Origin of the sequence: Leuconostoc carnosum (assembly GCF_007954525.1) — a bacterium.
Taxonomy (GTDB): Bacteria; Bacillota; Bacilli; order Lactobacillales; family Lactobacillaceae; genus Leuconostoc; species Leuconostoc carnosum.
Genome location: NZ_CP042374.1, coordinates 1185237 through 1205740, shown reverse-complemented (window position 1 = coordinate 1205740; position 20504 = coordinate 1185237). Strand labels below are relative to the sequence as shown.

General features: G+C 36.8%; 22 protein-coding genes and 1 tRNA gene. 1 reads left to right on the top strand and 22 read right to left on the bottom strand.

Features of this window, described 5'->3' with window-relative positions:
• Positions 1–11: 11 nt before the first annotated feature.
• The 18 genes from ychF to FGL89_RS05965 all read right to left on the bottom strand — a co-directional run bounded on the left by ychF (position 12) and on the right by FGL89_RS05965 (position 15325).
• The gene (gene ychF / locus FGL89_RS06050) at positions 12–1112 is read right to left on the bottom strand and encodes a redox-regulated ATPase YchF (RefSeq protein WP_014974870.1); all 1101 of its coding nucleotides are present in this window, start codon (positions 1110–1112) and stop codon (positions 12–14) included.
• Positions 1113–1175: 63 nt separating this feature from the next.
• Positions 1176–1382, bottom strand: a complete 207-nt coding sequence (locus FGL89_RS06045; protein ID WP_014974871.1) for a DUF951 domain-containing protein — start codon at positions 1380–1382, stop codon at positions 1176–1178.
• 1 nt (position 1383) lies between these two features.
• Positions 1384–2283: a ParB/RepB/Spo0J family partition protein gene (locus FGL89_RS06040; RefSeq protein ID WP_014974872.1), complete on the bottom strand. Its 900-nt coding sequence runs from the start codon at positions 2281–2283 to the stop codon at positions 1384–1386.
• Positions 2273–3034: a ParA family protein gene (locus tag FGL89_RS06035; protein WP_014974873.1), complete on the bottom strand. Its 762-nt coding sequence runs from the start codon at positions 3032–3034 to the stop codon at positions 2273–2275. The genes FGL89_RS06040 and FGL89_RS06035 overlap by 11 nt, the downstream gene beginning before the upstream one ends.
• Positions 3035–3074: 40 nt before the next feature.
• Complete coding sequence (gene rsmG, locus FGL89_RS06030; RefSeq protein WP_014974874.1) at positions 3075–3794, bottom strand: 16S rRNA (guanine(527)-N(7))-methyltransferase RsmG; 720 nt, start codon at positions 3792–3794, stop codon at positions 3075–3077.
• Between the two features lie 254 nt (positions 3795–4048).
• Positions 4049–4132: transfer RNA gene (locus FGL89_RS06025), tRNA-Leu, on the bottom strand.
• A 91-nt stretch (positions 4133–4223) separates the two neighbouring features.
• The gene (locus FGL89_RS06020; RefSeq protein WP_014974875.1) at positions 4224–4517 is read right to left on the bottom strand and encodes an ArsR/SmtB family transcription factor; all 294 of its coding nucleotides are present in this window, start codon (positions 4515–4517) and stop codon (positions 4224–4226) included.
• A 7-nt stretch (positions 4518–4524) separates the two neighbouring features.
• Entirely contained in the window at positions 4525–5136 is a 612-nt protein-coding gene (locus tag FGL89_RS06015) for a cadmium resistance transporter (RefSeq protein WP_014974876.1), read from the bottom strand.
• Positions 5137–5347: 211 nt separating this feature from the next.
• Positions 5348–5815 (bottom strand): universal stress protein, encoded by a 468-nt coding sequence (locus FGL89_RS06010; RefSeq protein WP_014974877.1) that lies wholly within the window; start codon positions 5813–5815, stop codon positions 5348–5350.
• Between the two features lie 34 nt (positions 5816–5849).
• Entirely contained in the window at positions 5850–7241 is a 1392-nt protein-coding gene (locus FGL89_RS06005) for an Nramp family divalent metal transporter (RefSeq protein WP_014974878.1), read from the bottom strand.
• A 374-nt stretch (positions 7242–7615) separates the two neighbouring features.
• Positions 7616–8521, bottom strand: coding sequence for a cation diffusion facilitator family transporter (locus FGL89_RS06000; RefSeq protein ID WP_014974879.1), 906 nt, complete (start codon positions 8519–8521; stop codon positions 7616–7618).
• Positions 8522–8642: 121 nt separating this feature from the next.
• Positions 8643–9581 carry a metal ABC transporter substrate-binding protein gene (locus FGL89_RS05995; RefSeq protein ID WP_186727202.1) on the bottom strand — a complete coding sequence of 313 codons (939 nt, stop codon included), beginning with the start codon at positions 9579–9581 and terminating at the stop codon, positions 8643–8645.
• A gap of 50 nt (positions 9582–9631) precedes the next feature.
• Positions 9632–10477 carry a metal ABC transporter permease gene (locus FGL89_RS05990; RefSeq protein WP_014974881.1) on the bottom strand — a complete coding sequence of 282 codons (846 nt, stop codon included), beginning with the start codon at positions 10475–10477 and terminating at the stop codon, positions 9632–9634.
• Positions 10470–11213 carry a metal ABC transporter ATP-binding protein gene (locus tag FGL89_RS05985; RefSeq protein ID WP_014974882.1) on the bottom strand — a complete coding sequence of 248 codons (744 nt, stop codon included), beginning with the start codon at positions 11211–11213 and terminating at the stop codon, positions 10470–10472. Before FGL89_RS05985 ends, FGL89_RS05990 begins: the two co-directional genes overlap by 8 nt.
• A 299-nt stretch (positions 11214–11512) precedes the next feature.
• A complete protein-coding gene (locus FGL89_RS05980; RefSeq protein WP_014974883.1) occupies positions 11513–12217 on the bottom strand; it encodes an NAD-dependent protein deacylase in 705 nt (234 codons plus the stop codon).
• Positions 12218–12259: 42 nt separating this feature from the next.
• Positions 12260–13204: a hypothetical protein gene (locus FGL89_RS05975; RefSeq protein ID WP_014974884.1), complete on the bottom strand. Its 945-nt coding sequence runs from the start codon at positions 13202–13204 to the stop codon at positions 12260–12262.
• On the bottom strand, positions 13201–14415 hold the full coding sequence (locus FGL89_RS05970) for a hydroxymethylglutaryl-CoA reductase, degradative (protein WP_014974885.1): 1215 nt from the start codon (positions 14413–14415) through the stop codon (positions 13201–13203). The genes FGL89_RS05975 and FGL89_RS05970 overlap by 4 nt, the downstream gene beginning before the upstream one ends.
• Entirely contained in the window at positions 14408–15325 is a 918-nt protein-coding gene (locus FGL89_RS05965) for a Ppx/GppA phosphatase family protein (RefSeq protein WP_014974886.1), read from the bottom strand. Before FGL89_RS05965 ends, FGL89_RS05970 begins: the two co-directional genes overlap by 8 nt.
• A gap of 82 nt (positions 15326–15407) precedes the next feature.
• Here FGL89_RS05965 and FGL89_RS05960 point away from each other — a divergent pair, with 82 nt between their 5' ends.
• The gene (locus FGL89_RS05960; protein WP_014974887.1) at positions 15408–15821 is read left to right on the top strand and encodes a YbaN family protein; all 414 of its coding nucleotides are present in this window, start codon (positions 15408–15410) and stop codon (positions 15819–15821) included.
• Positions 15822–15870: 49 nt separating this feature from the next.
• On the opposite strand, the gene FGL89_RS05955 is transcribed toward FGL89_RS05960, so the two are convergent.
• The 4 genes from FGL89_RS05955 to FGL89_RS05940 form a co-directional block, all read right to left on the bottom strand.
• Complete coding sequence (locus FGL89_RS05955; RefSeq protein ID WP_014974888.1) at positions 15871–17052, bottom strand: LCP family glycopolymer transferase; 1182 nt, start codon at positions 17050–17052, stop codon at positions 15871–15873.
• A 57-nt stretch (positions 17053–17109) separates the two neighbouring features.
• Positions 17110–18363 carry a peptidoglycan bridge formation glycyltransferase FemA/FemB family protein gene (locus FGL89_RS05950; RefSeq protein ID WP_014974889.1) on the bottom strand — a complete coding sequence of 418 codons (1254 nt, stop codon included), beginning with the start codon at positions 18361–18363 and terminating at the stop codon, positions 17110–17112.
• Between the two features lie 66 nt (positions 18364–18429).
• Positions 18430–19737, bottom strand: coding sequence for a LysM peptidoglycan-binding domain-containing protein (locus FGL89_RS05945; protein WP_420844351.1), 1308 nt, complete (start codon positions 19735–19737; stop codon positions 18430–18432).
• A 404-nt stretch (positions 19738–20141) separates the two neighbouring features.
• Complete coding sequence (locus FGL89_RS05940) at positions 20142–20492, bottom strand: NlpC/P60 family protein (protein ID WP_014974891.1); 351 nt, start codon at positions 20490–20492, stop codon at positions 20142–20144.
• Positions 20493–20504: the final 12 nt, after the last annotated feature.

The window sequence follows — 20504 nt, the reverse complement described above, 5'->3', positions numbered from 1 at the left end:
TACAAATCAAATTACACGTTAAATCTAAATTCAATAATATCGCCATCATTAACAATATATTCTTTTCCTTCTGAACGTAGCTTGCCAGCCTCTTTTACCGCTTTAACGGATCCCATTTGATCTAGATCCTGGAAAGCGATTGTTTCAGCGCGAATAAATCCACGTTCAAAATCAGAGTGAATAACCCCCGCTGCTTGTGGTGCCTTCATACCAGCTTTAAACGTCCATGCTCTTGTTTCCTTACCACCAGCAGTGAAAAATGTTCGCAAGTCAAGTAAATGATATGCGGCGCGAATCAATTTATTTAGTCCTGGCTCTTCAACACCAGCCATTTCCAAAAATTCAGCCTTGTCTTCATCTGCCAGTTGTGCAATTTCTTCTTCAGCGCTTGCAGACAAACCAATCACGTCAGCACCTTCAGTAGCAGCAAAATCTTTAATGTCGTTAAAGTGCTTTGATGATTCTGGATCAGCCATGTCATCTTCGGCCAAATTAGCAACGTATAGTACTGGTTTAGCAGTTAACAAAAATAGTCCTTTAACAATTTTTTGATCATCTTCATTGAAATCAATCGTACGAACAGATTTTCCTGATTCAAGCACTGGTTTAATTTTTTCTAGCACGCCAAATTCAGCTTTAGCCTCTTTATCTGGTCCTTTAGCTGCACGAGCAACTTTCGCATATCGTTTCTCAATAGTCTCAAGATCGGCTAAAATCAATTCCGTATTAATTGTATCAATATCATCTAATGGATTAACAACACCGTTAACATGAATAATTTCATCGCCATCAAACGCACGAACTACATGAACAATAGCATTTACCTGACGAATATTTTCTAAAAATTTGTTACCTAAGCCTTCACCTTGTGAAGCCCCCTTAACAATACCCGCAATATCTGTAAATTCAAACGTTGTTGGCACGACCTTATCAGCAGGTTCAATTTCTTGTATACGTGCTAAACGATCGTCAGGTACTTCAACCATGCCAACATTTGGTTCGATTGTCGCAAATGGATAGTTCGCCATCTCCGCCCCTGCTTTAGTAATTGCATTAAATAATGTCGATTTACCAACGTTTGGTAAACCAACAATTCCAGCTGTAAGTGCCATGAATGTAAGTGTGACGGTGTCATTAGGACACCGGAGCACGTTTCCTTTCCTAATTAAAACTAACTAATCAGCCCTATCAGCTGATTTCAAAACTTTCTTCAAACGTTTATTGAAATCAAAACGAGGCATCATAATACCACGACCGCAATTGGTGCAGGTTAATTTAATATCTGCACCAACACGCGTAATTTCCCAAGCGTTTGACCCACAAGCATGTGGTTTTTTCATCTCAACAATATCATGTAAATGATAAACAAGTGGTTCTGCCATATTAATCCACCTCAATATCTATTAAACTTAAAATTCGACCCAAATCTTCATTAGATACATAATTAATTTCAATTTTACCGCTACCTTTTGATCCAGCGTTAACCTTAACCTTTGTACCAAATTTTTCCTCAAGTTGTGTTGCTAGTGCACTAATATATGGTGATACATGTTTTTCGTTTTTGTCTGTATCGCCATTGTTCATCTGTTTAATCAAAGCTTCTACTTGGCGAACATTTAGATCTCGTGCTACCACTAATTTCGCAACATGATCAATCTGATTTTTAGCTTTCAAACCAAGAAGTGCGCGGGCTTGACCCATAGATAGATCTTGGTTCTGCAACAGTTCTTGTACAGCGTCTGGTAATTTTAACAAACGAATCGCATTGGCAACCGTTGCCCGTTCTTTTCCGACTTTTTCAGCCACTTGTGCTTGTGTTAAATGTAATTGCGTCATTAATGATGCATAAGCTTGCGCTTCTTCAATGGCATCCAAATCATCACGCTGTAAATTTTCCACAAGCGCTATGGCTGCCATGGTATCATCATCAACATCGCGAACGATACCGCTAATTGTAGATGCATCTATCAATTGTGAAGCACGCACACGACGCTCACCAGCAATAATTTGATACTGATCACCATATTTGCGGACAATAATTGGCGTTAAGACGCCGTTTTCTTTAATGGAATGAGCTAATTCTTGTAACTTAACGTCATCAAAATGATGACGTGGTTGGAATGGATTTGCTTGAATTTTGTTTAAATCAAGTTTTTCAACACTTTCTGTGTCCGATGCTTTTTTTGTAACTGATTTTGTGTGTTCCAATGCCTGTTCAGTCACGTTGTTGGCATTAAATAACCCGCCAAGACCTTTTCCTAAACCACCTTTTTTATTTGCCATATTGTTTCAAGACCTCCTGAGCAAGTTCAGTATAAACTTGCGCGCCCAATGAACGTGGATCAAAATCAATGATTGCTTGACCATAAGATGGCGCTTCACTCAAACGAACTGAGCGTGGGATCACTGTCGTGTAAACCTTATCATTAAAGTACTGACGTACTTCTGATGATACTTGTTTTGCTAAATTGGTACGCGCATCATACATTGTTAACAAAATACCCGCAATGTCCAAATTATCATTAAATTGTTGTCGTACTAATTCAATAGTATTCAGTAACTGGCCCAGACCTTCTAACGCATAAAATTCAGTTTGTACTGGAATTAAAATTGCATCAGCGGCAGTAAACGCATTGACTGTTAACAAACCCAAAGCCGGTGGGTTATCAATCAATATAAAGTCGTAATCATCATAGACTGATGCGAGTGCATCCTTCAAACGATATTCACGTCGTTCATAACTAGCTAACTCAATTTCTGTACCAGAAAGTTGAATGGTGGCTGGTACTAAATCATAGTTGTCTGTTGGTACAATAACATCTCGTATAGGTGTTGAATCAACAATGACGTCATAGCTATCATGCTCTAATTCAGATTTATCCACACCAGAACCACTCGTTGCGTTCCCTTGTGCATCAATATCAACAAGTAACACACGTTGACCAGATTGTGCCAATGCTGCACCTAAATTAATACTTGTTGTGGTTTTCCCGACGCCACCTTTTTGGTTGGCTAGTGCAATTATTTGTGCCATTTGGTTTAGACGTCCTTTCTAAAAAACATGTTATGTTTACTTAATTAATCGGTTTTTTACTTGGTGTGCCCGCTTGTCTTGGATACTTTTTGGGTGTTTTTTTGTGTTTATCAACCATTTGAATATAACGTACATCACCATTTGGTAATTTAAATTCAAACGACTCACTGACTTCACCACCTAATACGGCTAATGCTTTTTGACCATCAGCCAGCTCTTGTTCAGCTGCTGAACCCTTCATTACTAAGAAACGACCGCCAATTTTTACAAATGGTAACGTATATTCAGCTAATACACTCGTACGGGCTACTGCGCGAGCAGTTGCATAATCAAAGCGTTCACGATAATGTGAATCTTGGCCAATATCTTCAGCACGTGCGTGTACAATTTCAACACCGGATAAATCTAGTGTTGTTACAACTTCTTGCAAAAAATTAACACGTTTTTGCAAGGCATCAACCATCGTAATTTTAATATTTGGGAAAACAATCTTTAACGGTAGTGAGGGAAACCCTGCGCCTGCACCAATATCAATTAAACTTTTATTAGCTAATTGCAAATTCTTTTCATAAAAAGCAATGGTTAGTGAATCATAAAAATGTTTTAAATAAACATCTGGCTGATTTGTAATAGCCGTCAAATTAACGTTCTCGTTCGTAGCAACCAGCATGTTAAAATATTGTTCAAATTGTTGAATTTGTTTTTTTGTTAAAATAATATCAGCTTCTTTTAAGGCTGAAATAAACTCGTCGACTGTCAATTTTTTGCTCCGTTTCAAGTTTGTGCAGCACGAAAAGCGCTAATTACAACTACTATTAGAATACCTGAAAAACCCTTAATTTTCAAGCATTCCAGCAATTATTGACCGATCATCTATTTTGGCTATTTCAAATGAATAATACGTATTAAATGTATCAACTTCAATTCCTGAATTTCTATTAAATATTATCGAACTTTTATTTATTAAGCAAAAAGCACCAACGTAGATTACGTTAGTGCTTTTTGCTTATCTTATGCCGTCGGTGGGAGTCGAACCCACACGGTGTTGCCACCACTGGATTTTGAGTCCAGCGCGTCTGCCAATTCCGCCACAACGGCATTATAATTGTTTTGCTATTTAACTTCATTAAACAACTATATTATAATATCAAAAAATCAGCTATCCGTCAATATGCTTTCATTCATTGGCTTAATGTTTTAGTATATGACCCACGTGTTTCAACGCATTATCCAATAATATCAAAACGTGCGAATCGCTCAAAGCATACAAAACTTCTCGCCCATTTTTCTGTGATTGCACTAATTCAGCCTCTCTTAAAACCATTAGCTGATGTGACACAGCAGATTGTTCCATATTTAAAGAATCAACGATTTCTGACACTGTACGTGGCCTGACACGTAATAATTCAAGAATCGTTAATCGTTGTTTATTACCTAAAATTTTAAAAATATGTTCCAATTCAATATTAATTTCTTTATTCATATTTATATTATAGCAGAGAAATTAAATGTTGGAAGGTACCTGCAACAAACATTATATATATTCCTAAAACCACATATATGATTAATTGCATCATATCGCCATATTTTTCAAAAAAATCATAAACTATTTTTAAATGCGTAACTTGGCGAGCAACAAATATAGTAACTGTTAAAACAACTGCAAACATGATTAAAATAATTGGTAAATATACAAAGTTAGTAGTTGCAAAATAAGGAATATACAATGCTAGATTATCCGCTCCACATGCTACTATTGTCAGCCATACAATATGAAAAATAATTTTTCCAATACCAATTTTGTCTAAATGCTCCGATATAGTTGCACTTTCATTTTTATTTGAAAAATAACCATAAATACCCATGATAACAGGAATAATTCCTAATAAACCAAGTACCCACTCTGACGGTACACGTTTCAAAAAGACAGCAATAACTATTGCAGTACCAATCAGTAGCAGATTACCTAAATATGCGCCAAATATTACTGCACGTGATTCCTCATTTGATCGATATTGTCCAAATACTAGCAACAACACAACAAAATAATCAGAACTAGTACCCAAATACGAAATAAAAGCGGTAAATAATGTTTGTAACATAATTCCTCCTTTTATTTTCGATCTCCTCAATATTATAGCATGCTGACATTTTCATATTTTATACTGGTTTAATCTAGTAACGCTATATTGTAAAAAATAATAAAACAACTGGTCTCAAACAATGATAAATTTCAGGAAGGTAGGACACTTAACACGTTCATATATTATCATTAGGCAATAAAAAAAGCCGTCCGAAGACGACCCATTTTTATTAATAACTCTTACGAGCAACCATTGATGAAATTCTAGCATGACGTGCAATATATGCAGCCTGTGAACCTAACGATTCCCAGAAACCATCACGTGAATGCGCACCAACAATAATGAAATCAGCATTAACTTTAGGTACAACATCTTGCAATAAGGCTTCTCCAGCCTTCGCACCATCTGCAAAAATAGTTACGACATGCTTAACCCCTTGAGACTCTGCATATGCTTTATACCGAGCTAAATTTGCTTCAATTTCTGCACGTTTTTCTTTGATAACACCTAAGTGTAGCGCATCAATCGCAGACAAATCACCCATTTCTAACACTGAAGCAATGATCAAATTAGCATCATCTTCATGTGCTTGATGAACGGCGTTTGTTAAGGCAAAGTAGCCTTGTTCAGACTCATCAACACCAACTACAATATTTTTAAATTGCATTGGTTCAATATCTAAGTTTAATTCACTCATAATTAATCTCCTTTAATAAATTATACTTACTAAATTATGATCCTGATAATTGTTGATAAATACTCATAATATTCAAAACTGTCAAGACGGTAAACGCAATCCAACCTATTATTGTTAACCACTTCGAATTAACAAATTCTTCACCCATAATTTTTTTAGACGAAGTAAAATAAATTAAAGGTGCCATGGTAAATGGTAAAGCAATTGAAAGGAAAACCTGTGATTGTACCATTAAGTCATCGAGTTTCCCCTCTGACCCACCATATATCAAAGTAAAGGCAACAACTGGAATCAAAGCTAAACCACGAGTAATAATACGACGTAACCACATTGGAATTCGTAAGTGCAAGAACCCTTCCATCACGATTTCACCAGTTAAGGTACCTGTAATTGTCGAATTTTGACCAGAGGCCAACAATGCAACAGCAAATAGTGTTGATAATAAAGGTGATGCTACAGCTCCAGCAATCGCATTATTGCCAAGCGCATCATACATCGCACCAAATGTGCCAACGTCATTAGCATGACCAAAGAACAATGCTGCTCCCAAAATTAAGAGTAATGAATTAATGACGAATGCCAATGACAATTGAATGTTTGAATCCCATGTCATAAAGCGGACCGCTTCCTTAATAGCTGATTTATCTTGACGATCAACTTTACGTGTTTGAGATATAGATGAGTGCAAGTATAAGTTATGTGGCATAACTGTAGCACCAATAATACCAAGTGTTAAGGTCAATTGTGACGAACCGCCACCAACGGGAACGTGACCACTCAATGTTTGCAACTGTGGTAAGTACCCACCAAACAATGATGATAATTGTGGGTTTGCCAAGATAACCAAATAAGCAAAAATTACCAAAATGGTGATAATCAGTGTCATGACAATAGCTTCAATCTTACGGAACCCAAACCTCATCAGTAATAGTAACAAAATAACATCAAATGCGGTAGTCATAACTGAAGCGATCATTGACCAACCAAATAGCAAATGCAAGGCAATCGCGCCTCCAATTACTTCAGCGATATCGGTTGCAATCAAAGCTAACTCGGTCATGATCCATAAGATAAAGCCACCGACTTTATTGGTACGATCTCGCGTAGCTTGGGCTAAATCTTCTTGCTTAACAATACCCAGTTTTCCAGCCATATGTTGCAGTATCATCGCAATGATACTCGAAATAAGTACAATCGATAATAATGTATACCGATACTGCGCACCACCGGCAACAGATGTTACCCAATTACCTGGATCCATATATCCCACGGCAACTAACGCGCCTGGACCTGAAAATGCCAACAATTTACGCCAAAATGACCCATCTCTTGGGGCTTCAATTGAGCTATTGACGTCACTCAAACTTAACCTATCACTCGCATCCTCAATGATGTGATGATCCGGTTTCTTTTTAGAATTATCCATTCTAATCTCTCCTTTAGATTTCTCCTCAGGACAAAAACAGCCGAATTTTGACTCAAATTCGTACCCAGTATTCACTTTTACGAGCTGTATGTGCTAAAATATTAGCCAAACACATACTTAAGTGCTAAATAAATTTCATAAAGGATTTCATTCAACTTTGTTGTTGAAAGCTTATGAAAGTTACCTAACTCGGCTATTGATGCCCTAGTACATAATTAATAATACACTTTTTTCTAAATTCGTCAACCACAAAAACACACAAAAATAATTGTGTTTTTATTCACTAATACCTTATGTTATAAAAATGATAAATAGATTTTGTTCTGTAAGCTTTTGTAAACGATTTCATGAGAATGCGGTAATTCTATGCCCTTTTAAATCGAATTACATATTTGATCAAAAACAGCTGTTTCAATTTGAATTGTCACATGATTAATATCAAAATCTTGTCGTAGTGTTTGAGATATATCTTCCAATAAAATTTGTGTATCAACATTATCCTTAACTGATAGATGTACTGTCAAGGCAACTTCTGTTGTTGATAATGGCCAAATATGCAAATCGTGTAAACGATTGACACCTTGATGTGACTGGAGATAATTTAATATTTTCTTTTCATCAATTTTTTCTGGCACACTATTTAATGCTAAATTAAATGTTTCTGCAATTACAGACCACGATGTAACCAAAATAATAACACCAATAATCATCGAGACAATCGCATCAATCACATGCCAACCTGTTAATTGAATTAGCAAACCAGCCACAATCACCCCAACGGAAACACCTGCATCAGCCAATAAATGAATATAAGCTGTTTTGGAATTTAAATCTTGGTCGTGGTGGTGCCCATGCTCATCAGGAGATCCACTAGCTTTAAATAACATTGCTGTAAAGAAATTAATGGCAATACCTACTGCTGCAACGATCATAATCATTGTACCGCTTGTCCGTACATTGCCCGGATTAATAAGATCACTTATCCCTTCATAAAAGATAGTGATCACAGCAAATATTAGTAAAACTGAATTAAAAATACTAGCTAAAATCGACACATTATGCCAACCGTATGTACGTTTACTCGTAGATTTTAATCCGAAAACAATCACTGCTAACCACGCAACGACCAAAGCTAACACATCACTCAAGTTATGAAAAGCATCGGCAAATAAAGCTGTCGAATGTGCTACTCTAGCAAAAACTAATTCGGTTAATACGAAAATGAGATTCAAAGAAATACCAATAATATACGGCATTTGTTTCATCTTTTGTTGTACCATCGTTCTTCCTCATATATCTTATTTTATTTATACGTCTAATATACCACTTTATATGAATTTTGTTTCATGTAATTTGTAAATAAAAAATCATCAATAGCTAACTATTAATGATTTCCTATAATTATTTTGACAAACCTGCAGAAATCTTATCCAAGTTCCACTTCATCATGCCGTAGTAAGTGTCTCCTGCTTGACCTTTCTTAGCTAATGAATCAGTATAAATCTTAGAATAGATTGGTAAGCCAGTTTCCTTTGATACTTTCTCCATCGTCTTAGGCGATACTGAACTTTCCAAAAACAATGATGGTACCTTTGTTGCACGGATTTTAGCTAATACATTTCGCATTTGTTCTGGTGTACCTTGTGACTCTGTATTGATTTCCCAGATGAAAGCTGGTGTAATACCGTAAGCAGCTGAGAAGTACTTGAATGCACCTTCAGATGTCACCAATAATTTCTTATTTTCAGGAATATTGTTGAATTTCGTCTTCGCTGACTTATCTAACTCAGATAATTTGTTAATATATGCCTTGGTACGTTGTTGATATGTTTTAGTATTATCAGGATCCTTGTCAATTAATATTTTTTCAATATTTTTAACATACTTAATACCGTTTTGTATATCTAACCAAGCATGAGGATCCAATTCATTTTCTTTTCCTTTGTCTGTTAAGTGCTTAGCTTGCACACCTTCTGAGACAGAAAATACTTCTTTATTATCGGCTTTACCAGCGTTTTGATACATTTTTTTAAACCAACCGGATCCGCCTGTCTCAAGATTTAACCCATTATGGAACAAAATATCGGCTTCTTGTGTGGCTTGAACATCTTGTGGTCGTGGTTCATATTCATGAGGATCTGTTCCGCGTGGCACAATCGTGTGCAGTGTTACTTTATCGCCAGCAATTTCTTCAACCATATTTCCTATAATTGAATTCGTGGCAACAACTTGAATCTTATCGTGTTGACTTGTTTTACCACCTTGGCTACTGTTAACAAACCAGAATACGCCACCCAAAATAACCGCCACTGCAATAATAATAATACCTAGACGTTTAATCATTTTATTCTCCGCTATTTTCTGCGCTATTGCGCTGGCTTTGATTTTATTTAATTCTCTTTTTGTTTAAATATAATGCCTTGCTTTGGTGAAAAAATAAATGTCACTAGGAAGAACATCGCTGCTGTAAGTACAATTGCTGGTCCTGAAGCCCAGTTAAACGTGAAACTGAAATACAAGCCAATAACTGATGAAATAACAGAGAATGTTGCTGCCAAAACCATCATGTGTGACAACCGATTTGTTAACAAAAACGCTGTTGCTGCTGGCGTAATCAACATGGCAACAATCAAAATAATTCCAACTGTCTGTAAAGCCGTTACTGTAACTAGTGTCAACATCAACATCAATGCATAATGCAACACTTGTGTTTTCAAACCATATGCTTTGGCAAAAGTATTATCAAACGAGGTAATGAGCAATTCTTTGTAAAAGATGACAACAAACAATAAAATGATAGCCAAGACAACAGCCGTTGTAACCAAATCACTGTCAGAAACAGCCAGCACATTACCAAACAAAATATGATGTAAATTCGTGGCGGATTCTGCTAATGAAATTAAAATAAATCCTAGAGCAAAAAACGCCGAGAAAACAATTCCAATTGCCGTATCATTTTTTAGCTTTGACTTCATTGTCACAACACCAATTAGTAAAGCAGCTAAAATTCCAAAAATCGATGCACCAACAAGTAGGTTAATTCCCAACATGTAGGCGACAGCAACACCTGGTAGCACTGCGTGAGAGATAGCATCCCCCATTAATGACATGCCTCTTAAAATAATAAAAGAACCAATTATGCCTGACATAATACCTACTAAAATAGAAGTAATTAAAGCTGTTTGTAGGAAGTTATATTTCATTAAACCATCAATAAATAATTCAATACTATGCATTTTCTGACTCCTTATCTGCGAATAATATCGTTGACAAGTCACCACTGAAAGCATTTGCGATGTTTTCTTTTGTAAAAACATCAGCTGTTGGACCGGCAGCAACAATCCCACGTTTGATAATCACAAGATTATCAAAATACGTCGTAACCTTATTTAAATCATGGTGCACAACAATAATTGTTTTTCCTGCTGCTTGCCAATGCTTCAATATTGCTATAATTTCAACTTCAGATTTCATGTCAATACCAACAAATGGCTCATCTAAGATGATGACATCGGCATTTTGCACAATAGCACGTGCTACGAAAACGCGTTGTAATTGTCCACCAGACAGTGCACCAATTTGTCGCTTAGTAAATTCTGAAAGTTTAACATCGGATAACGCTTTTGTTACCGCTTCATTTTCCTTTGCACCTGGCACACGAAATAGCCCTAAATTAGGGTAAGTCCCTGTCATGACAGTGTCAAATACATTAATTGGAAAACTCAAGTCAAGCGCTGCACGTTGTTCAACATACGCAACTCTCTTTAATTGTTTAGTCACTGGATTATCATCAAGTGTGACTTCTCCAGTCTGTTTACTGATTAAGCCTAACATCGCCTTAATCATTGTTGACTTACCAGCCCCATTAGGGCCAATAATACCCGTAATTTTACCTGGTTCAAACTGAATGGACAGATTCGTAAAGATCGGATTACCACCATAGGTAACCGTCATATCTCGGATATTTATCATTAGTTGTACTCTCCTAATGTCATTTGGCATTAATTCAAGTGCTTTTTAATTTAGAATGCTTTCAGCCAAAACTTTCTGATAACCAAAAAAGGCGCGTTTAAAATTCACAATCGAAATAAGTGCGTCGTAACATTTTATTTTTATATTGACTAACTATCATCTGGTTGTTTCTAGGCTGACACAACTAGATGATAATTACCAATATAGTTTGATATTACCATAATTTTTCTTTAATATCTATATTTTTTCTTATATTAGAACTATTCTATACATGAATCGGATATTAATTTTCATCTTAATTATAACTTAAGCTCGCTAAAAAAGGTGGTCGCATCACCAACAATTTGATTAATTTTAAAAGGTGTATCAATATATTCCAAATTGACTGACATGATATTTGCTTGTTGATTAGCATAGTTTAGTAAACCAGCAAATGGATATACTCGAAAACTTGTACCCACCACCACAATTAAATCAGCCTGTTGCACCCATAAAACAGATTTCTCTATATCAAAGGGCATTTCTTCGTAAAAAGTAATTCGTGGTCTTAATATTGCCCCATCAGAACGTGTCATTGATTGCAAATATGCTGTTACATCAGCCTGTTTATCATCGACAGGCGCATACACATCATATAATGAACCATGAAAACGAATAATACTGTCACTTTTGGGATGAGACTTCATATGCAAATCATCCACATTTTGTGTAATGATTTTAGCTTTATTTTGACGTGTCATCTCCGCCATTTTATCATGAATAATATTTGGCACCGCATCAGGGAAATACATATTATCAATCATAAACTGATATTGACGTTTTGGATCTTCCTGAAACGCTGTCGCTGACAGTAAATACTCTGGTCTCAAACTGACCCCATCATAAATACCTCCTTTCGAACGATAGTCAGGAATACCTGAACGTGTCGAAACACCAGCGCCTGTCATAAAGACAATATTTTTAGCATGATCAAACTGTGCTTGAATATCTGCTGTCACTAACATCTATTTCCCCTTTCATCATCCTGACACTACTATGACTTTAAATTATGACATACGTTCAATGTAAGGCAAGGCCATTTGTTTGAACAAATCGCCAACCTTCATTTTGTATAATGCCTTGAAAAATGTTGCCGAGTCTTGATTCTCTGGCCTTGTGATGACAAAACTATTTTGTGAATCTAACTGACTTAAGCCGACGTAAGCAGTTTTTTTAGTTTGGAAATCTGTCATTTCTGAGTGGAAAATTGTAAAAACTTGACTAACCGGCAAATCTAATTGTCGTTTTGATAGGACACTTGTTAATGTTACATACTCTTTGGCATTAACAGTTGGCTTCCCCCAAGCTTCTAATACCTCATCTACGCCTGAGAATAAAGCTGTAATTTGACGACGAATGTGGCGTGATTGCTTTAAATCAGCATTTAAAATTGGTGCTACCAGTTTTTTAGCAGCAGTAAAGGCTAATGGATACAAGTTAGCTAATTCACTAATATCTAAACCACTAATATCAGCAAATATCAGTGCATCTAATAAGACCAGCAAGCGCCAAAGGCTCTCATCATCTAATTCACCATTTTCCGGTGTTAATTCAGATTTAATACCGGAAAAATAAGCGGTTTTTGTTGTTGAAGTTAAAATCCCTTGCTTTAATAACTCGCGATATGTGATTGCGTGCACAACAACACGCTGCATACGAGTCGCAATTTGAATGAGCTGTTTGTCTAAATCATCATCCTTAAATGTTAACGAAAAAAAGACCTGCGGTGTTACACCATTAAAGGTCAGCAACATTTTTAGTAATTCATTGCCAAACATAAAATCGGTTTCTGTATCTTCTGCTAATTCAAGTAAAATACGGTCACCTAGCATTTCTTGTGAAACACGGTCTATATGTAATTCGCCAGCATCCTCGCCTGATACACGAGTTATCACCGTACCTGGGTACAACTGATTCACTTGATTGAGTAATTCTTTAATTTTGGGATTCATTTTCTTATCTCCGATAATAATTTTGATGCAATAGTAGTATCAACTTGCTTTAACTGATTTAATTTAGCAACCAGAATGGGTACTTCTGACATAGTTGCCCCAACTTGCAAAGCCAGTACACGATATTGCATACGCATGTGTCCACGTTGAATACCACCTGACGCAATAGCCTTTAGAGCAGCTAAGTTTTGTGCTAATCCTGTCGCTAAAATGATTGTACGTAGTTCATCAGCAGAAGTAATCTTCATGATATTTAACACATTTTTAGCCTGTGGCATGGCTGAAATAGCCCCGCCCACAGTACCAACAGAAATCGGCATAGACAACTCCCCAATCAGCTGGTCCTCTTGAATTGTCCATGAAGCTAATGCACGATATTGTCCGTCACGGCTAGCATAGGCGTGACCACTAGCTTCAACAGCACGCCAATCATTGCCCGTCGCCAATACAACTGCACCAATACCATTGAATAGGCCTTTATTTTCTGTTGTTGCACGATAAGGATCATTTTTTGCAAAGTGATTTAATGCTACTATCTTTTGTGCGACATCATGTCCACCCACACTATCAAATGTCATATTAACCTTTACAGTAACAATTTGTTCCAAAGCGTGATTACTTAAAATCACACCTATTAGATGTGTTTCAAATTTAGAAAAAGCGCTTATTTCTGCTTCTAAAATTGTATTGACAATATTAGCACCCATCGCATCTTGCGTATCAATTATAAAATCAACACTCACTTCTGTAGGTGATACTTGCCGTGTTGTAACTGATAATAAACCACCACCACGCTGATAAATTGTTGGTTTTGCTCGCTGGGCAATTGCTAGTAATTCATTTTGATGTGACAACACAAAATCATCTAGCACCGTAATCGGCATATCAACAAACATCATTTGCCCGATCATTGCCGTTCTTTTAGGTAACATTGCCTTAACACCGCCAACTGAATTGATCATTTTAGCACCATTATTAGCTGCTGCTATCACGCTTGGTTCTTCGATGGCCATTGGTACACTGACATGTTGCCCGTTAACTATAATATCATGCAACATCCCCATCGGCACACGAAAATCGCTGATATAGTTTTCAATAATTTGCGCATGCTGTGGTGTTCGATTTTCTTGAAATGCAGTCATTGTTTCTTGCTTTAAATTTAAAGACGCCAAACGTTCATCCGGCGTCAGTTCATAATATTTTTTAGTCATTTTTTAGTGTTTCTGAAATCAGTCCTTCACGCACACCACTTTCTGAAAAAATGACTTTAGGTGCGCTAATCATGTGCATTAAATTCAGCAAAGGTAATAAACCACTGATAATAATATCAGCACGTGATACTTCTAGACCTGCAACATGTTCCCTTTCTTGTCGTGTCATATGGCGGATATCATCAAAAATATTTTCAACCATCGTTACTGACATTTCATAACCGTGAATATGGTTGACTTCAGCCTCGCCTGAATACGTACGTGCCATACGCGCAAGTGAACGATTAGCGCCGCCCAATAAAATAACCGGATCACCAATTTGATGATTTAACCATGATAACGGTGCATATTGCTCACAAATATCCCGATTGGCCAAATTAATATCTACTTGATTAATCTCATTTGCTAAATTATATTTTTCCGATAAACTAACCGCACCAAATGGTAAGCTCACTTCAGCAGTACTTAGCCCATTGTTGACAGCAATGAGTTCCACAGAAGCGCCACCGGTATCTAAAATAACCGCGTTTTGTATCTTTAATGTTGCCATAACACCAAGATAATCATAGTGAGCTTCTTCTTCACCCGTTAAAATTTTAAAGTCAATGCCTACTTCAGATTTTACTCGTCTCAAAAAATCAGCTTGATTAGCTGCCATACGTACTGCTGCTGTCGTAATAGCACGTACTTCTGGATTATATGTTTGATAGCGTGATTGAAAATATTTCAGTACCGCAATCGTACGTACCATAGGTTCTTCCTTTAACATTAATTCAGGACCCATATATTGTGCAATACGTGTATCTTTTTTTTCACGGAGAACTTCCGTATATGTGCCGTCATCATTGAGTTGTTCGACCACCATACGTGCCGAATTACTACCAAGATCGACAATTACTAAATAGCTCATGTAAGATATCCTAGATGTTATTTATTTCTAGTATACCAAAAAAGCCTGAACTACGGGCAAAGAAACATGTTACAATATCATTATGAAAATTATTTATATTCTACTTGGCATAATCAGTTTCGCTGTCGGTACGATTGCAATTTGGATTCCCGGCCTACCAACTACTGGTTTTTACGTATTAACTGCCATTTTATGGTCAAAATCTTCTCATCGTCTTGAAGCATGGTTACACAAAAATAAATACTACATTAAATATGTTGATGAAGCCGTTTTTAATCGTAAATTATCTTTGCGCGGCAGAGTTGTCATCTACTTTATTACCGCTAGCATGATGTCCATCCCTTTTTTCACAACTAATATGCTCTGGTTGAAATTTGTATTGCCACTCACCTCATTAACACAAATTACTGCAATGGAAAGTTACTACCACGGTTATTTATGGCGCAATGGTATTCCGTTTACTCAAAACGTCAAACGTCCAGAGTTAAATGATTGATCCACAATAAATAAAAGCACCAACTATTTAAAATAGTTGGTGCTTTTATTTATTGTGGATCCAATGTTTCATTGATACCATTTAAATTGGTCTCAGCAATACCATATGATATTGCTGGTACAGCACCACCAAATTGTTTTCCTGTTGTCTTTGGCGCTAAATCCAATGACTGACGTAATTTATTGGTAACACGTTGCTTTTCTGTTTCCTTTACCATCTGATAGCTGATACCATTATACATATCGCCTGTACCTTGTATGTTATCAGAAACCTGATTTTTAGTTGCAGACATATATTTTTGTGCTACTTTAATCATCTCATTATAAGATAAATCAGTTTTAACATTTTTTGAAATAGACGCCATGAATTTAGCATTAAGCAGAGTTGACACACTAGCTGACTTTTTTAGTAGTGCTTTTAGAACCATTCGTTGTCGTAACTGACGACCGTAATCACCCTTTGGGTCATCATATCGCATACGAGAAAAGGACAATGCTGCATTACCATTCATAGTGGTATATGTTTTAAAATTTTTGCCATCTTTTGCATATTGAAAACGTTCTTGTCCCTTAACAAACTTGTATGTTGCGGGACTGACATCTTCATCAGCTGTATATGTGAAAGTTAGCGGTGATGCTACTTTTACACCGCCAACTTGGTCGATTAACTTTTCTAGCCCACCCATATTAACCAAAGCATAAAAATCTATTGGCACATTAAGATAGTTCTGTAAAGTCATCATTGCACCACCGACACCGGCAATTGGAAAGGCTGCATTTAATTTTTGAGGAAATGTATGCTCAGCGCCAACTACTGCAACCATAATATCACGTGGAATTGACATCATAGTAGTTTGTTTAGTTTTTGGATTGATCGTGATTAGCATCATCGAATCTGTTAATCCAGTTCGATCACGTTCAAGTGCACCAGTATCAGTACCCAGTACTAAAACTGAAAAAGGCTTACCATCTTTAACAACTTGTTTGACATCACGTGCCTTGGTAATTTTAGCACTTCGTTGCATATTATCAACCGAACGGTGCACATTACTCAACACTCTGCTAAAAACTATACCGCCAATAATCAGTGCAATAAGCAATATCACAAAAATCCAACGCCATATTTTCCTACGTTTACGCGGTTTTTGAGGCTTTTTGGGCCCTCGAGGTTGATTTTGGGTAGCTTTAATTTGTTCATGTCGCGCTCGGCGACTCATACTTTGGTTATCCATATTTCCCCCATTTAATAACAATAATTATACCATTAATTATTATATAGGTGAATAATATTAGACACGTCCGGTGATATGTTTTAACAAACGATATAATCTATATTTTAAAGGATGGACTGGTAAAATAAATCTACCAACTAACTGACGAGCATAGCCTGAAAATGCTGTTTTAAAGCGAAATACACCATCTGTGCCATCAAAGTGTCCCGATATACCATAAAAATTATAGTGGTCAATATTCCCAGCCACAGCTTTTTTAATCATTTCATGTTGAATTTGATAAGGACCATAATAATCCATATACTCTTCATAAGTCCCAGAATACAAATATGTCATTTCTTGAGGTTGTTGAATAAATAAAGCGCCAGCTATCACAACAGTTGGTCGCCCAGCTTTATTCATTTGTTCTGTGGCTTTAGCAATACGTTTAATATGTTGCTGCTTTTGATCATTAAATTCTGCAAACTGACGTTTAAACTTGTCTTGCAATGGATATTTAACAATCTTTTGCTGAATTTTATCTAGTTTTTGATTTAATTCTTGTATTTTTTCAGTTTCTTCAGAAATATATTTTTCAAAATTTAGTTCAGCAAACATAAACGTGGCATCATTACCATAAATATCATACAACATCTCATAAAATGATAAATCCTTATCATGATAATTAAGTCGCTTAGCTGTTGTGGCTGTTAATTTTTTAAAATCTGGTAAATCATTCTTGTCCAACTGACGTAACTGAATACCAAATTGTTTATTCTTTTTGAGATAGTACTGCACATTTTTAGTATACGATTTCAAAATAGATTTTTCGTCAGTCAGACCAGATATTGGTTTCACATATTCCCAGGCCGGTGAACTGTTTGTTGACATGCCAAATTCAAATGGTTGATGTTCAAACCCTTCCCGCGATAATTTCTTTAGAAACTCATCATTGGTTTCTTGCATAAATTGACCTGTATTATCAGTTTTAACATAAGTTACATTAGGTGCCCATTCTATGTACAAAATGCCATGTTTTTTCGCATACTTTTTTGCTTCTTTAACAAAAAAAGATAATAAATTGAGGTCGTTAAAATCTAACAAAGGCCCGCGATCAAATAGAAAAGCTTGACCAAAACGAGTGGACTCCGTTACAACCAATGAACCGGCAATTACTTGCTCATTTTCTTTGACACCTAGCAAGTAAGGATGATGTCCATTTTTTAGTAATAACTCATATTGCAAAATTGACTGTGTATAAGTACCTAATAGATGCTTTGATTCAAATGCTGCATATTCTTGTGGTGAAAGTTCTATAAACTGTAACGTCATAAAATTCAGTCCTCTATTACTATTATACAAAATAAAAAAAGCGTCGTATAGACGCTTCAGTAATTATTAATATTGACCGGCATTTGATTCGGCAACGATTGTACCGCCAACAATACCAAATCCTACTGATGTGGCGCGGGCATTTGCTACCCACATACGATGTCCAGGTGTGCCATTAGTTATCATATTGGTTTCGTTATACCATGCATCAATAACATTTCCGGCACCCCAACCAATGGCAACAACTTCGCCGTTTGTTGCGAAATGATTAGTTGGTAAGCCACCATTGGCAACAGCATTAACCGCACGTGACTGTGCGCGTGCTGACAATCCAGCATCCAATGTCACAGCACCTAAGCCAAGTGAAGCGCGCTTAGCGTTCAATGAGTTCAACATTGTTTGTGCTGCTGAAGAAGCAGGTGCTGCTTGTTGTGCTACTGTATTTACTGTAGTTGCTGTAGCTTTTGAAACTTGTTCTACTTGAACAGGTGCAGACTGTTTTGCTGCAACTGGTGCTTGCTTGTTTCCGCCATTGGCTTTATAAGCATTGTACTCAGCAGTTGTCATAAAGCCATCACGATTTGCATCAGCTGCAGAAATATAACTAACTTTTTCGGCTGCTGGTGCTGATGGTTGCGCACTAGCTGCTTTAACTGGTGTTGTGGCTGCTGGTGCACTTGATGTTGATGCAGCAGGTGTTGATGGTGCTGTGGCTGTTGGTGCACTTGATGTTGACGCAGCAGGTGTTGATGGTGTTGTGGCTGTTGGTGCACTTGATGTTGACGCAGCAGGTGTTGATGGTGTTGCGGCTGCTGGTGCACTTGATGTTGACGCAGCAGGTGTTGATGGTGTTGCGGCTGCTGGTGCACTTGATGTTGATGCAGTAGGTGTTGATGGTGTTGCGGCTGCTGGTGCACTTGATGTTGACGCAGCAGGTGTTGATGGTGTTGCGGCTGCTGGTGCACTTGATGTTGACGCAGCAGGTGTTGATGGTGTTGCGGCTGCTGGTGCACTTGATGTTGATGCAGTAGGTGTTGATGGTGTTGCGGCTGCTGGTGCACTTGATGTTGACGCAGCAGGTGTTGATGGTGTTGCGGCTGCTGGTGCACTTGATGTTGACGCAGCAGGTGTTGATGGTGTTGCGGCTGCTGGTGCAAGATTCAATGTTTGTCCAACCGCAATATAATTAACGTTAGAAATTGAATTAGCAGCAACTAATGCAGCAACAGTTGTTCCATTTGTTGCAGCAATATGATAAAGTGTGTCGCCTGACTTCACTTTATATGAACCAGAGTTAACTGTACTTTTTTGTGTTACAGCAACTTTATTTGATTTTGTAGTTGGTTGAACTTGTAATTGCTGTCCAACAAAAATCAAGTTTGGGTTTTTAATAGCATTAGCTTTTACTAAGTCTGCAACGGTGGTTCCCTTTGCAGCTGCAATTTTACTTAATGTATCCCCAGATTTAATAGTCATTGTATCAGCAGATACAGAAGCAACACCAGCGACAGTAAATGCACCAGCTGCAGTAACAACAGATTTGACAATAGTAGATGATTTCATAATATAGTTAACTCCTTAAAAGTACATTCACTCAGTAAATATTAAATACTAAAGTTGTTTGATATTTTTCTCGACATTGATTAGTTTACCAATATAATGTCACATGCATGTTTTACATAAGTTGCATTTTATTATCAAAATCCCGTTATAAACACAAATGCAACAAAATACGGGTTTTTATGACAAAAAGAATACAAATAGATGTCACTATCAAGTCAAAATACAGTACCAGTAAATGTAGGCAACCAATTTTTATTAAGCATTTGCATTTTGACACGTTTATCATTTGCATCAACTGCAATAAATTGTCCGCCACCAACATAAATACCAGTAGTATAAGGTTGCTCCGGTATACCCCAAAAAAGTAAATCACCCGGATTAGTATTTTCAATTGTGTTTAATTCATATACATCATATGTTAAATCAACCAAATCTGCAGACCATTTGCCAGATTTAACATGCGAATGAACATGGGTTGAATTAAAAATAAACGCAACAAACGCACCTGGAGAATAATATTTATTCCCTAACTGCGCTAGTGCTAAGTCTAACCAATTACTCGTCATAGACTTTTATTT